The following is a 15,532-nucleotide window of genomic DNA, read 5'->3' as shown; positions in this document are numbered from 1 at the left end:
CTCTTATTTTGGAGTTCCTGAAACACCGGCTTATATTCTACTAAATACTTAGTACTATGAAATACATTGCTCTCGTTGTCTTGTTATTTTTGGTTGGTTGCGCACTTTTCAAGCCCTCCCTTCAGTCTCAGCTTAAACCACTAGACATGACCCATGTAGAAGGCGGTACTTTTATGATGGGTGATGTGATTAAAGAAGAAAATGACGACTCGCTACCGCTGCATGAAGTCACCCTGCCCGATTTCTATATCGGCACCTTCGAAGTCACCTACCGGCAGTATGACGCTTTTGCAAGCGCAACCGGAAGAAAACTCCCGCGCGATGACGGCAGAGGGCGCGGAGAAAGAGCCGTTATTTACGTGAACTGGTACGACGCACTTGATTTCTGTAATGCGTATGGATATCGATTGCCAACTGAGCAGGAGTGGGAATATGCGGCACGTTCGGGTGGTAAAAAAGAGATATACGCAGGCACTTCAGACCCCGACAGCCTGGATCATGTTGCACGCCATAAAAATAATAGTGGCGGATACACTTTTCATATAGGCACCAAAGAACCTAATGGTTTGGGACTTTTTGATATGAGCGGAAACGTTGCTGAATATATAGGTGATTACTACCCATTTTATAAAACCGAACCCGACTCCATCCAATACTATCCGCTTGACGAACGCGCAATGCGTGTTATTCGCGGAGGGAGCTTTAATCAGCAAGATAACGTACTGCGAACGTATTGGAGGGTTGGAGTATTAGCAGAACTCGAAGACCACACGATAGGGTTCAGATGTGTCGAATCCGCCTAATAGATCAACCTTTTGCAACTACGCTTCTGATCGCATAGGGAATAGCTTCCAGGCGTTCCTTTTGAATCGGCTCACCGGTGTCAATACATATTCCATAGTTACCGGTCTCCATCCGGTCTAGCGCCACAATAATCTGATCCAGTTTTTCTTTCTGTTTCTCAATCCCTTTCAAGATCGTTGCTTTTCGATTCTCCTTTGTGCCTAAATCGGCCTGATGATGGTCTTGTGAAGATTGCACATCATCTGAGGTGTTATTCAGTGAATCAAAACTGTCTTTGAGCTCCTGAATCTGAGCTTCGGTCTCTTGCTTTTCCTGATCAAGTTTTTCTTTAAAATGATCCAGCTCTTTTTCAGTTAATGAAGTGTTATTTACCGGTGTTTTTTGAGTAGACATAATAAATCATTGTTTCATTTAATCTTCTAATTATAACAATGATTTTGAGGCACAATGAGTTTCTTAAGATAATGTGAGTCCGCCAGTATGTGGATCAAAGGTTTACTGATCCCTCTCAGTTAGCCAGTCGTAAATTATCAATGAGATTTCACGGCCAACATCCCGGCCTCTGTCTTCATCGGGCAGCTCTTTAGACAGAAAAATAAGAACATAAGACTGTCCGTCGGGCAGATAAAATATTCCCGAATCGTGACGAACACCTGTAATAAAACCTGTTTTGTTCGCAGCAACCACATCATCCGGCAGATATTCAGGCAGCACATCCTGATAATATTGATCTTTCAGAACCTCAATCATTAAACTGTCCATTTCTGCACTGACTGCCGTACCGTTTGCAATATGTTCGTAAATGATTCCCAGGTCCCTTGGTGTTGTCCGGTTGCTCAATCCCCGATCAAATGCCTTCAAGTCTTCCACCCCTCGAAGTACCTGAATATTTTTAGCTCCAAGTTCACGCATGGTTTCCGTGGTCTCCTCTGCTCCAACGAGCTGAATAATCAGGTTGGTTGCAATATTGCTGCTGTAGGTAATCATCGCGTGATTCAAATCGTAAATCGTGGCCATTTCGCCTTCCCGGCGTTCAAACGGATCATCACCTTCCGGGTCGAGTGTCAGCTGAAACTCAGAACTATCAACAATGCTGTAGAATCTGTTTTCTACTTTGATGGAGTCCGACAGATCAAATTCCCCGGCTTCAGCCCGGCGAAACAGTTCAATCATTACCGGTGTTTTCATCGTGCTTGCCGCATGAAAAAGAGTATCTGCATTGATAGCGAAATGCTGGTCCGGATTCTGCAGATGCTGAAACCAGATTCCAAAAGTTCCCTCTTCATCCTCGATATGGTTTTCAATGTCAGCCTTTAGCTGATCAACAGATTCAGGAGATGAGCATGCTGAAACGAACAGTAGAGCAATCAGTAGATATTTATACATAACAGAATTTGTAGTCTAAAATTTATCGTAACAGAAAATATGAAAACAGGAGAACTTTTCCGGTTAATTCTTATTTGAATGCAATTGATGTTAGATTTTCAATTTTTCACAAATTCTCCCCTTGAGGGGAGTGCCGTAACAGAGTGAAGGCGAGGGGTGTTCTTCCCCCTTTGAAGGGGGAGAGCGATCCCGATCCCGAAAGCTTTCGGGAGGAGAGCAGGGGGTTGATTAGCTGAATTATGGATTAATTTTAAATGTTTGTAGCACAATTTCTTCGTGCTGCTTCGTGTCCTTGAGTCTTCGTGGAAAAACCAAGCACCAGAGGTGCCTCATGTCCGTAGCCCATGGTCAGCGCAAAGCGTTGGCCATGGGGCAAAAGGCGAACCCGAACATGGAAGCACCGTAGGTGCGGAATATATGGGTTGATTTTACAATTGAGATTGAATTCAGAATTCGAAACATGCCGCACCTACGGTGCTTCTTTGAATATTCGGCCTCTTCTCTACCCCACAGATTCACGTTGTGAACCTGTGGGGCTACGGATATGCCGCCCCGAAACGGGGCTGGTTTCATCCCTTAAAAGGTGAACGCCATTCATTTTGTGTACAAATTGCTGCTTCAAAACATACTAAAGAATGAATGACCGGCAAAAAAAAGGTTTGCATCTAAAAAGGGATGACATGAACTATTTTAATCACTTTTAAATGAAACTTATTTTGTAGCCACTACACCTCCATTTTGCGGAACTTGAGTTAAATAATTATGGTATCCCTTTATCAAATGCACCTTTTGGGAAAACCTCGGAGTGGTGGCCATTCTCTGTATACCCTTCTCAAATCATTTTTTAAAGTGAGTTTCATGTTTTGTCATCCCCCTAACCCCTTCGAAGGGGGAAGTTGACAAACTAATTATTGGATCGAAAAAGTCTCCCCCGGCAGGTAGATATCTAACTGAATATTCCTTGCCCCAAGCTTTCCGTTTTGAACCCCGGCCTCGCCGGATCGATTTTGATACACCAATACCTGTGAATTCCCTACCACTTCTGCACTGTTCCCCTTCACCAAAATCGCAGTTGACTCACTGATGCCTATTCCTTTGTGATCGGGGTACTCCATCACGGCCGTTAGCAGTCGATTATTCCTGGCCCGCTCAACAAAGTGCTGGTCCACAATCACGCCTTCAATCAACCCAAGTCCCTCGGCGGTTACCATGTTGTCTTTTTCCAGATGATAAAACGTTGAAGTGTATTCCGGGTAGTTGGCCTGATCTCCCGTAATCATGATTTTACTCATAATCGCTGCCCCGGCACTGGTCCCTGCAATCATCGCTCCGGTCCGATACGCATTTTCAATGGCTCCCGCAATTTCAGGAACGGCATCTACAGCTTCCATAAACCGGGATTGCGATCCACCGGTTATGTAGATCAGAGCCGCATTTTTGAGTGAATCCGCAGCTGATTCTGAAAAAGAGTCTCGGCGTTCAAAATCATACGATCGGATATTTTCAACTCCCTTCTCCCTGAACTGTCTCTCACCATAATAACCCGACGTATCCGGGTTAAAGCCAGACATGGTTAAAACAATCGCATAATTCTCACCATCATCAAGACCTGTCTCTTCAATAATCCGGTCGAGCATCACATCAGGTCGGCTGCCACCGCCAATGATTAGCAGAGACCCTTCCGCTTCAACTGTAGCTTTTTCATCTTTATTTGAGTCACAGGCAATCAATCCTGTTGATATAATCAATAATAAAATTAACAGTAAATTTTTCATCTTCTCTTAAACGATCGTTTAAAATTAAAAAAGCACCGAAACATTAAGTTCCGGTGCTTTGTGAGATCATAGATCACAAACTAGCCTAACATGCAGGTCCTTGATAGGAAGCGTTTTGGCAAAGCTCAGGGTTTACATTCAGTTCCCGCTCAGGAATTGGAAGAACCAATTTAGGAGCGTTATACTGCAATGGACCTACGTTGCGTTCTGTTCTTTTGATATCATGAAGCAAATTGCCCTCAAACATCAATTCCAGTTTACGTTCCCGCAAGATATCATCCAGGTCAAAATCTGTTGGAAGTACATACAGCGGAAGATTAACTCGATCTCTGATTTCATTGAGATCATTTAAAGGAGTGTCTCCCTCAACCTCACCCAATCTGAAATTTGCCTCTGCACGAGTCAGATACATTTCCGCCAATCGAATTACATTTACCTGGTCATCAGTCGCACGATTCCACTTACCGGATCGAACGGTTACCCCATCATCCGGATCAATATAGAACAGATTTAGACGATCATCATTTGCCTCGTACTCGTCCAAGTGATCCTGACTGATATCAATATCGCCACGACTGCTGGCACTGTAGTAGGTATAAAAACTGTTAGTACCATCCTGAGCGCTATTCTGCATTGCAAAAATATCTTCAGATGTATTTTCAGACTGGTTGAAGACATCGGCAAATGTTGGTTGCAGTTGATAAAGTTCAGATTCAATTACCCGACTCGCTTCATCGCGGGCTTCCTCATATTCACCTCGTTGAAGGTGCACTCTTGAAAGTACAGCACTAGCTACCATAGAGTTTACATAGTAAGGTTCTACCGGATTTACATCATCCAGAAGATCTCTGGCTTCCGTTAAATCTTCTAGGATCTGATCATAAACGGCATCAACAGATGCTCGCGGAACATTGGCTTCCTCATTAATTTCCTTAGTAGGGGTTAATATCAAAGGTACTCCTGGTTGATTGTTTGCCTGACCCGCTTCGTATGGGGCTCCAAAAAAGCGAACCATTTCAAAGTAGATCATTCCACGCATCAACCGGGCTTCACCCTCTACTCTTGATCGGTCGGCTCCTTCAAGAAGATCGAGAGCAGACATCACATTATTGAGTATGTTGATTGTTTCGTACGAAGATTCCCATGTATCCGCTATGAAGGAGTTATCATAAAGAATGTTCTTTTGGATAATCTCTCGTGGCTGGAAAAACGTACCGGAAAATGTGAATTCATCATCTGCAGCTAAGAAATCAGCTGTCATTTGATACCAACCACCATATAGGTCGGCTGATCCCAATCCGTCATATCCTCCTATCAATACTGACTTTACGTTATCCGCATTGGTCAGCGCTAGTTCAGAATCTAAAGATTGCTTCGGTTCCACATCAAGCAAACCATCGCAGCCCTGAAAAAGCAACAAGGCCACTGCTAATGCGCTTATATAGATTTTTAGTTTATTCATAATAGTAGATTTAAAAACTTTTGGATTTACAATGACTTATTTGGATTAAAAGCCAATGTTTACACCGAATGAAATAGTGCGGGCCTGCGGTGCGGAATAGAAATCGTTTCCGATGTTCAGGTTGTTAGAGTTATCATAGCTATCTGTATTTACCTCTGGATCCCAACCTGTATAATCGGTAAATGTCAACAGATTAACTCCTGTCACATACAACCGAACACGTCGTAGTCCCATTCTATCCAATGCGCTCTGTGGTAAAGAATAACCAAGAACTACATTTTTCAGCCTCAAATATGAAGCATCAGAAATATATCGTGATGATGGATTTGAACCATTTGCATAATACAATCTTGCTTCAGGAACATCTGTAACATCACCTGGCTCTTGCCACGCGTTCAACTGATCCCTGGTTTGATTATCCAGAAAATCACCATTCGCTGACTGATATCGGCCACCGCCATTATAAACGTCGTTTCCGTACACGAACTGAAGCAGTACATTCAGGTCAAAGTTTTTGTAATTGAAACGGTTACTTAAACCACCTATAAAGTCCGGATTCGGATCACCGATTACCACGTTATTTGCTTCTGAATAATCGTTGGTTGTTCCGGCATCGTAATCCTTTCCATCTTCGCTGTGGAGGTAGTAGAGGGCATCTCCGTTATCAGGATTAACACCTGCATACTCTTTACCCCACATCACGGCAATCGGTTCGCCTTCTACGGCGCGGTTCAAGAAACCACCTTCAATAATTTGGCCATCCAAATTAGTAATCTCATTCTTGTTAAACGCAATGTTAAAACTTGAGGTCCATTGGAATTCACCAACCAGATTGTGAGTATTCAAAACAAATTCAAACCCTTTGTTTTCCAGTTCACCAACATTTCTGAGCTGAGATGTAAAGCCGGTTGTAGATGGAACATTTACATTTAGCAGAAGGTCATCCGTTTTCTTAACGTAGTAGTCGATCTCACCACTGATGCGATCTCCAACCAGTTCGAAGTCCAGTCCAAAGTTGTATTGAGCCGTTCTCTCCCATTTCAGATCGGGATTAGGCGTTTGACTTGGAGCCAATCCGGATGTACCGGCGTAACCTGTTCCTGAGAATAATCCCCTGGATGGAAAGTTACCGATATTCGCATTACCCGTCAGACCATAACTGGCTCTGAACTTCAGGAAAGAAAGGAAGTTTATATCCTGCATAAAATCCTCGCGTGATATAATCCATCCACCTGAAACAGATGGAAAGAATCCATATCGCTCATTTACACCGAATCGAGAAGAACCGTCAACTCGTGCACTTGCAGAGAAGAGGTAGCGATCTTTAAAGGTGTAGTTCGCACGTGAAAAGTATGAAAGGAATCGATACTCAGAGAGTGAAGTTGAACCGCCTGTAATTTCCGCAGCACTTTGCAGTTTTTTAAAACTATCGGTAGGAAAGTTTGTACCGGAAACATAGGTTAGATAACGATCGGAAGCCTCAAAGCTCATACCTGCAATCGCCGTCATTTTATGATCTTCCGCAAATTGTGTATCCCAAGACAGATAGTTGTTCAACGTGTAGTTAACATTTTGAACCATTCTGGAATCTCCAAAACCATTTGTGTCTTCACCAGTACTGGTATTTCTATCTGCATAGAAATCTTCATTTGAGAAATAAAAATCTACCCCCAGTTCACTTCTGAACTGCAAGTTTGGCATAATAGAATAGTCTGCGAAAAGATTGCCCACATTTCTAAAAACAGTTTGGACACTATTTACACCCTCAACATGTCTCAGAAAGTTATAGTACAACGTATTTCTATTGGGTTGATCAGTATATCCAACCAGATTACCATTCTCAAACTGTGGTGTGTAAGGAGGTGTAATAGGAGCCTGTGCAACTGCCTGTAATGGCGTCGCAAACGCATTATCGTTAGAAATACGGCTATTTTCTGTTCTGGTTAGTCCCAAATTCATACCAACGGAAAGTCGGTCTGATGCTTTATGATCCAGATTTATTCGACCGTTCATTCGATTAAATTCATCAGCTCTTACAATGCCTATTTGATCACTAAAACCACCGGATATGAAAAATCGGGTATCCTCATTACCTCCACTCACCTGTACTGATAAATCAGTATTACTACCATCTTGAAATGATTCATCCTGCCAGTTAGTGTCAACTTCACGATTGCGCCAATCTGTTCCAGTCGCCAAATAATCAAGCCAATATCCTTCTACCCAAGCTACTTCGCCATCGTATGCTTCTTGTTCGGATGAGTAGCCGTAAGAATTGCCATCTCTGTTAAAATTATAAACACCTGCACGTCCGGAAGCATCCCGGAAATACTCGATATATTCGTCAGCATTCATGAACTCAACACGGTTTGTTGGTGAACTGACTCCTCGTTCTAAACTAACATTCACTTGAGTAGCACCGGCCTGGCCTCGTTTCGTTGTTACAAGAACAACACCATTCGCGGCACGTGAACCGTAAATGGCGGCTGCCGCGGCATCTTTTAGTATTTCTATAGATGCAATATCATCAGGATTAATGTCTGTAAGCGGATTCGTATCACCGTATGCAGTACTCGACTGACTTTCTGACGTTACAGGAATACCATCAACCACATAAAGAGGCTGACTGCTGGCAGAAACTGATGAGGTACCGCGAACTCGAATATTAATTCCCTGTCCCAATTTTCCGTTTCCTTTTTGAATAAATACACCGGAAGCTTGTCCCTGAAGTGCTGATTCAAAACTGTTAACCGGTATCTCTTCGATTTCTCGAGATGAAATGCTGGTAATATTACCGGTCATTTGCTCGCGTACAATAGAACCGTAACCGGTAACAACTACCTCAGAAAGACTCTGTTGGTCCATCGATAGAGATAAGTTCAGGTTCAGATCCTGATTTACATCGATGCTTCTTTGAAGCGTAACGTAACCCACAAAAGAAATTCTCAGGGTGTATGTTCCTTCAGGAACATTTGTAAATTCAAAATATCCGTCAGCATCTGTTGCTGTTCCGTAATTCGTATCAACCAGAATAACCGTTGCCCCGGGTAGTGGAGCTCCGTCACTTTGATCAGATACCGTACCTTCGACTGTATATTGCGCAACGGCTGCCGAGCTGAAAACAGCTACTAACAGAACCGAGCCAATAATAGAAAGTATCTTTTTTAGCATATAAGCCTCTTTTATTGATTTTTGTTAACAATTTGGCACAGCCAGAGAAGTGTTTGAGCTTTTTTTTAGTTTTTGATTTGACAAATCGACACTTTTGTTACCACACCAAACTTGGATTTGTATCTACAGATAGCACAATTTCCCACTAAAATCAACGAATAAATTAAACCGAAAGCGCTTTCAGAGTATTTTGTTATCAGATAATGCCTTTTAATAAGTATTAACATTTAAGCTTTTTTACTGAGCAGAATCTTGTCTGTCTCACGGATTTCAGTCACCCTCAACTCTATCCCGAAGATAGCTTAGACCCGGTACCCCCGGAGACCCCAGGTGGGTAAACTCTTTTAAAACATGGGGTACAGTCCATTCAACTCTGGATTCTATTTCTTTTGCAATAGTTTGATAAGCTTCCCGAAACGCCACGCCTTTTTCTTTTACCAGTTTATTGGCAGCCTCAGCTGCAAAAAGTTCTTTTGTAATGGCTTGCTCAAGATTATCAGAGTTTGGAGTGATACCTGAAATCAGTATCTGGACTGCCTGCAACAGGGTCAGTGTCTTCTTGACTGATCGAATCACAGGCTCTTTTGTAAGCTGCAAATCGCGGTGATAACCGCTGCCCAGATTTGTGGTAATTGTCTGTAGAGTGGCTGCCGCGCCGGCAACTTCGGCATGACCTGCCCTTATCAGTTCGGCCACATCCGGATTTTTTTTCTGTGGCATAATAGACGAACCGGTACAAACCGCCTCATCAAGGTCAAAGTAGGGATATCCTTCACTGCTGAACTGTATCACATCAGAAGCAAACCGGTTGAGTACGGAGGTGATTCCCATCAGATACTGCACCAGCTGGAGCTCTGCCCATCCACGCGAGAGCTGTGCCGTAGTTGAACAGATAAGCGGCCCGGAAAAACCAAGCTCTTCCGCTTCAAATTCGCGGTCTATATCAAATGTAGTGCCAAATCCGGCTGCCGTACCGAGCGGACAGCGATCGATCAGGGCTGCGATGCCGGCCGATGCCTCTATCTGCAGGATCAGCATCTCAGCAAATCCCCCGGCCCACAATCCCACACTGCTGAGCATCGCTTCCCGGGTATGGGTATATCCCGGCATGGGCAACTTCTCATGTTTTTCTCCAAACTCTATCAAAAGTAATGCGAATGCTTTTACTTCATTCAGAACGCTCTCAAGCGAATCCTTTTCATAAAGCCTCACTGCAGTCAAGACCTGATCATTCCTCGATCGGCCGGTGTGGATTTTTTTGCCCAGTTCACCGAGCTTGGCAATCAAAAAGTTCTCGATGGCTGTGTGCATATCCTCATCCTGAACAGTGATTGTAAACTCGCCCCTCTCCCAGCTTTCCATAACCTGCGAAAGAGCCTCGGTCAACTTCTCCAACTCTTCATCCGATAATATACCGGCCTTATTCAAAGCCCGGGCGTGAACTTTTGACGCCCTTACATCATACGGAACCAGCACTTGATCCAGTTTGTAGTCGTTTCCCACCGTAAAGGCTTCTACTTTTTTGGCGATATCAGATTGGGTATCGGTTGTTGATTTTTGCCAGAGTTTGGACATGGTGTTTAACTTGTGGTTTGAATTTAGGTTAAGTCGTGAGTGAAAAGGCAAAACGCAAAAGTGAAAAAGAATTACCATGGATATATTGGAGCTCCCATTGACAAATATCCTCCGTAGGATTCAGATCTCCTGGCTGTATCGGGCCTGACTTTTCACTTTTCACTTTTCACTACGCGGACAAGCTGTCCGCGGTACTTTTTACCACCTCCTTCTTCAGCTGATAGGCTGTTTTTTGCGGCAGATTCCAAAGCTCAATGAATCCGGCCGAAGCGTTCTGGTTGAAAGCGGCTGATTTGTTGAATGTAGCAAGGTTTTCATCAAACAGCGAGTAGGGCGATGATAGCGCGACCACATCGCAATTCCCCTTATACAGCTTCAAAGTCACTTCACCGGTCACTTTTTTGTTCTGTTCGTTGATAAAAGCCCGGATGTTATCCATCACCGGTTCAAAATACTTGGCGCCGTAAATCAGATAGGCCCACTTCTGGTCCATAAACCCTTTCAGCTCATTTTCTTCCCTCGTGGAAACCAGCTGTTCCAGATTTTTGTGCGCCTGAATCAGGATTGTGGCAGCAGGATTTTCGTACACTCCCCGCACCTTCAATCCCACAACCCGGTCTTCAATCAGGTGAAACACACCCACCGCGTGCTTCCCTCCGATCTCATTCAACAGCAGAATCAGGTCTTTTTTATCATAGTTGATCCCATTCAGCGACACCGGCTCACCTTGTTCAAAACCGATTTTTACGAATTCCTCTTCGTCCGGTGACTGTTGCGGGGTATTGGCCCATTTCAGAATATTCTCCAGCGGTGGAATCAGTTCCGGGTTTTCGATTTCTCCGCCTTCGCCGGTATTGGCCCACATATTTTCGTCGTATGAGTAGGGACTTTTTTGAGTCTGATCTACCGGAATTCCATTTTCAATGGCATAGGCAATCTGTTCATCCCGTCCCATACTCCACTCTCTTACCGGTGCAATGATTTTTAACTCCGGATTCAGCGTGGTGATATAGCTTTCAAATCTTACCTGATCATTGCCCTTGCCGGTACAGCCGTGAGCAATTACCTCGCAGCCAAATTCGGCGGCAAACTGTACCGCAAGCTGAGAAATCATCACTCTTCCCAGCGGACAACCCAATGCATACCCGCCCTGATAATCGGCGTTGGCTTTTACGGCTTCCGCGCAGAGCTCGGCAAATTCATTCTTCGCATCATAGACGATGGCGTCTTTTGCTCCAAGATTCAATGCTTTTTGCTTGATGGCTTCGAGATTGTCAGCCGTCTGGCCGATGTTCACAGTCAGAGCAATCACCTCGCATTCATACTCCTCCTGAATCCATTTCAGCATCATGCTTGTATCGAGCCCGCCCGAGTAGAGCAGTAAACAAGTTTTAAAGGTTCCTTTTTCAGCTTCGTGTGACGCTACTTTTTTATATGTGGTTTGATTTTTCATAATTGGACTCACCCCCTGTCCCCCTCTCTATACGAATAGAGAGGGGAGACTTCGTAACTAAGTCAGGGGTTTAATTAAGGTTTATGTTTGTTTTGTAGTTTGGTTGTTGATGGTCCCCTCTTGAGAGGGGAAAAGTGAAGCGGCAAAGGGTTTAGCCGTTTGACGCGAGCGAGGGGTGTGTTCATGGCTTGTATTGCGGCACTGCTAACACACCCCTAAATCCCCTCTCAAGAGGGGACTTTTTGGACTCCATTCATTGATACACTTTCCAATTGATTATCACCCGCCAGCAGCGTCGCAAATACTCCCTTCGACACAATCATCCGGTTTTTGGCCTGCTCGTATACCCAGGAATTTTCGTGGTCGATTACCTCATCTGTCACTTCCACACCCCGGTGAGCAGGAAGGCAATGCATAAAACCTGCTTCAGCTTTTAGCCTGCGAAAAGAGTTTTCCATTGACCTGGTAGGGCTCGAAGTGCTTGATCTTCTCGTCATAAAGATGCTCTTCTCCCATGGATATAAAGGTGTCGGTGTAAACCACATCCGTCTCATAGACAGCTTCAAATGGATCATGGGTTTGAATAAACGTACCGCCGTGTTCAACAGCTAGCAGTGAAAAATATCCGAGCTGATCTTCATTCCAGGAATATTCAGAGGGCCCGGAAAATTTAAGCGTATGGCCGAACTTTAAGCCGATCTCAATCAAAGAAAAAGCTACATTGTTGGCGTCTCCTACGTATGAGATTGTGAGCTCCTGATCCTTTCCGAATTTTTGTTGTATCGTATATAGATCAGCAAGAGCCTGCATTGGATGGTGTAAATCACAGAGTGCGTTTACTATTGGAATGGATCCATACTCTGCCATTTTTTTGAGTGTACTATGAGAGTAAACTCTTGCGAAAACAGCATCACACCATTGCGAAACATTGATCATGGCATCTTGGAGTGATTCCCGGCAGCTGAACGGGACAGCCTTTCCGCTCGAAAGAATCAGGTCTGATTCAACAGAAATCACATTCCCGCCAAGGTGATTGATAGCAGCTTCAGTTCCCACTTTGGTTCTGAGTGACGGTTTTTCAAAAATAAAAGCGATGTTCTTTCCCTTTAGTACCTGCTCAGAAGAGTCCTGTAGAGTATTACTTAGGTCAAGAATGGATTGAATTTGATCGGGTTCAAGTTCACCGATCGTTAATAAATGGTTCATGGATATATACAGTTTGGTTGTTGGAATAATATATTGTCGGGGGTTGGGTAAGGACAGGTGAGATACTTACAGAAGCTTCTTATCGAAACTCATAAGCATAAAAAAACCCACTCAGCAATTAAGTTGAGCGGGCGGGATAAGTCCTTAGTAGTATAAACTACACACAGATATCACACGCCCAAAGGGCGGCGACGGCGAATAGAAAGGAGTTCTGTGTGTTTTGATAATTTCATTGCCTTAAACTTGCAACTATCTAAAATAAGATCCAAATAATTTTTAGAGCTCTTTTTACAGACCTAAACTTTCTTATTTTTCAGGCATGAAAAGCAAAGCCGGCAGCCATTTTCCCCTTATTGTATTTGATAAAAACAAGCCCATACTTTTCAATCCTATCCTGAAAAAGCGGTTCAAAAACCGGCCGGAAGAGCGTGTTCGGCTTAAATGGGTAGAGTACCTGATCCATCAAACCAATTGGCCTAAGTCCCGGATTGGATTTGAAGCGCCGGTCAAACTTCAGCAGGTAAAAAACACCCTGCGTGCCGACCTGATCCTATACAGCAGGGAGATGAAGCCGGAAATTCTGATTGAGTGCAAGGCCGAATCCGTTAAACTTACAAATGCCGTAGCCGAACAGGCCGCAAGGTATAATCAGGCCGTCGGGGCACCATATATCTGCCTTACCAACGGTATCACCGATTTCTGGTACAAAGTTGAAAACAATTCGATTTCAACCATAGAGACGGATTCAGACCCGGACTTTCCCATCAAAGCCGCGAAGAGTTTCTCTGAGCTTAATCGAGATATCACCTATTGGCGAGATCGTGGATTTTGTGCGGGAAAATTCAGTGCTCCTGATGAAGAGATACTTTTGAAGTCGATCACACACTTCTGGAGCGATGCCATAGACTGGCAGAAAACTTATCTCGATTTTCCCGGCTCACCCTTCAAGTTTGGCCTGCAGCAGTACTACAGAATTCCGGTTGTCGATAACGAACAGAAGTTGGCCATCTCATTCATCGGAACACCGGACGGATCAACACAGCTCATTGCAATTCTGAATAAGAAAGGTCAAAATCACGGTATTTTATCGATCAACTTAAATAAGCTTTCGGAACAGCATTCCGGCTCTGCCAAGCTTTTTCATTCCGGTAAAATCGAGGAGATCAATGCTGAACAGCATCTTCCTTTTTTCAAACACGGGTTCAGCGAAAAATTGATTGAGCAGCTCCCCCACTACCTGATGAGATTTTTCGTTTAATCTGCCGAAACTGTAAATTGAATACCTTGATTTAACATTCCTCCAACAAAACAAAAAATCAGAATCTATTTACCATGTCTACAAAATTGCATCGCGAAAAACTGCTATCACTATTTGAAGAAAATCAAGAAGGCGTTATCTATTTGAAAGGCGCTGATATTATGTACCGTTACGGCACAGATTTTGAATTTCCATTTCGCCAGGAGAGTAACTTCTGGTACCTGACCGGAGTCAACGAACCGGAATATCATGCGGTACTGGATATTAAATCAGGTGATTATCACCTCTTTGCTCCGGAACGTGATGCTCAGTTTGCTGTTTGGCATGGCAAGATCAAAAGCAATGAACAAATTCAGGAAGAATATACACCGGATCATTTGCATCGCGCGAACGATATTCTCTCCGTATTAAAGAACCTGAAACCTTCGGCTATCTATTGCCTCGACGAGGAACAGGCTGAGTTTATTGAAGATTTAAATCGTGAGTTTAATGTTGAAACCGATACCCTTCAGGATGCGCTAACCTTTTGCCGGTGCATCAAAACGGATCATGAACTGAAACAACTGAGAGAAGCGGCTCGTGTCAACAATATCGCTCACCTTGAGGCGATGAAAGCGCTGAAACCGGATATGCACGAATATCAAATGAAGGCCGTATTTGATTACCATCAAACAGCAAACGGACTGCTCCAGCCTGCGTATACAGGAATCCATGCAGGTGGTACCAACAGCGCCATTCTGCATTACGTTGAAAACCGGGATAAAATTAATGAAGGGGAGCTCTATCTGATTGACGCAGGATACGAATGTGAAGGATATGCATCGGATGTAACCCGAACCTATCCCGCTAATGGGCGTTTTTCGGATGATCAGGCAGCTATCTACCAGATTGTTCTGGACGCCCTCAATCAATGTATCGACAATGTAAAACCCGGTGTAAAAATGGAAGATCTTCATATGGGAGCCAGCCGGATTATTCTGCAGGGCCTGAAGGAGATCGGGGTTGTAAAAGGCGATATAGACGAGATGATGGAGAACAACATTTTTGCCCTCTTCTTTCCGCACGGCCTGGGCCACTTTCTCGGACTCGACACACACGATGTGGGAGGCTATCCTCAAGGCGTGGAGCGAATTGATCGGCCTGGAGTCAAGTTTTTACGCGTTCGCCGGGAACTGATGCCGGGAATGGTTATCACCATCGAGCCGGGTATCTACTTCATCCCCGCCCTTCTGAAACCGGCGCTGGAAAGTGCAGAACAGGCCAAATATCTGAACAAAGAAAAGGTTGAGTCGCTCCTGAACTTTGGCGGCATCCGGATTGAAGATAACCTCATCATCACCGAAGACGGATACGAGAATTTGACGGATGTGCCGAAAGAGATCAAGGATATTGAGGAAGTGATGAAGTAGTATGATGAAATACGGCGAGTACTCGTGGCACGC

12 protein-coding genes are annotated in these 15,532 nt (G+C 44.1%); 3 read left to right on the top strand and 9 right to left on the bottom strand.

Annotation, left to right across the window (positions count from 1 at the left end):
* Positions 1-56: 56 nt before the first annotated feature.
* Positions 57-803, top strand: coding sequence for a formylglycine-generating enzyme family protein (locus U5K35_RS00990; protein ID WP_322569604.1), 747 nt, complete (start codon positions 57-59; stop codon positions 801-803).
* Between the two features lie 4 nt (positions 804-807).
* Here U5K35_RS00990 and U5K35_RS00985 read toward each other — a convergent pair whose 3' ends face one another.
* From U5K35_RS00985 to U5K35_RS00945, 9 genes are all read right to left on the bottom strand, one after another.
* Positions 808-1,197: a TraR/DksA family transcriptional regulator gene (locus U5K35_RS00985; protein ID WP_322569603.1), complete on the bottom strand. Its 390-nt coding sequence runs from the start codon at positions 1,195-1,197 to the stop codon at positions 808-810.
* Between the two features lie 102 nt (positions 1,198-1,299).
* Positions 1,300-2,190 (bottom strand): serine hydrolase, encoded by an 891-nt coding sequence (locus U5K35_RS00980; RefSeq protein WP_322569602.1) that lies wholly within the window; start codon positions 2,188-2,190, stop codon positions 1,300-1,302.
* A gap of 908 nt (positions 2,191-3,098) precedes the next feature.
* Positions 3,099-3,965 (bottom strand): cyanophycinase, encoded by an 867-nt coding sequence (locus U5K35_RS00975; protein WP_322569601.1) that lies wholly within the window; start codon positions 3,963-3,965, stop codon positions 3,099-3,101.
* A gap of 85 nt (positions 3,966-4,050) precedes the next feature.
* Entirely contained in the window at positions 4,051-5,427 is a 1,377-nt protein-coding gene (locus U5K35_RS00970) for a RagB/SusD family nutrient uptake outer membrane protein (protein ID WP_322569600.1), read from the bottom strand.
* A 45-nt stretch (positions 5,428-5,472) separates the two neighbouring features.
* Positions 5,473-8,598 carry a TonB-dependent receptor gene (locus tag U5K35_RS00965; RefSeq protein WP_322569599.1) on the bottom strand — a complete coding sequence of 1,042 codons (3,126 nt, stop codon included), beginning with the start codon at positions 8,596-8,598 and terminating at the stop codon, positions 5,473-5,475.
* 270 nt (positions 8,599-8,868) lie between these two features.
* Positions 8,869-10,173, bottom strand: coding sequence for an argininosuccinate lyase (gene argH / locus U5K35_RS00960; RefSeq protein WP_322569598.1), 1,305 nt, complete (start codon positions 10,171-10,173; stop codon positions 8,869-8,871).
* Positions 10,174-10,342: 169 nt separating this feature from the next.
* Positions 10,343-11,626, bottom strand: coding sequence for an argininosuccinate synthase (locus tag U5K35_RS00955; protein WP_322569597.1), 1,284 nt, complete (start codon positions 11,624-11,626; stop codon positions 10,343-10,345).
* A 227-nt stretch (positions 11,627-11,853) separates the two neighbouring features.
* Positions 11,854-12,042, bottom strand: coding sequence for a hypothetical protein (locus U5K35_RS00950; protein WP_322569596.1), 189 nt, complete (start codon positions 12,040-12,042; stop codon positions 11,854-11,856).
* A gap of 10 nt (positions 12,043-12,052) precedes the next feature.
* Positions 12,053-12,832, bottom strand: a complete 780-nt coding sequence (locus U5K35_RS00945; RefSeq protein ID WP_322569595.1) for a hypothetical protein — start codon at positions 12,830-12,832, stop codon at positions 12,053-12,055.
* A gap of 319 nt (positions 12,833-13,151) precedes the next feature.
* Here U5K35_RS00945 and U5K35_RS00940 point away from each other — a divergent pair, with 319 nt between their 5' ends.
* Together U5K35_RS00940 and U5K35_RS00935 are read left to right on the top strand one after the other, a co-directional pair.
* On the top strand, positions 13,152-14,090 hold the full coding sequence (locus U5K35_RS00940) for a type I restriction enzyme HsdR N-terminal domain-containing protein (RefSeq protein ID WP_322569594.1): 939 nt from the start codon (positions 13,152-13,154) through the stop codon (positions 14,088-14,090).
* Between the two features lie 74 nt (positions 14,091-14,164).
* The gene (locus U5K35_RS00935) at positions 14,165-15,499 is read left to right on the top strand and encodes an aminopeptidase P family protein (protein WP_322569593.1); all 1,335 of its coding nucleotides are present in this window, start codon (positions 14,165-14,167) and stop codon (positions 15,497-15,499) included.
* Positions 15,500-15,532: the final 33 nt, after the last annotated feature.

It is taken from the genome of Rhodohalobacter sp., assembly GCF_034521535.1.
Lineage (GTDB): Bacteria > Bacteroidota > Rhodothermia > Balneolales > Balneolaceae > Rhodohalobacter.
Note: the sequence above shows the minus strand (reverse complement) of the source record. Positions and strands in the feature narration are given on the sequence as shown.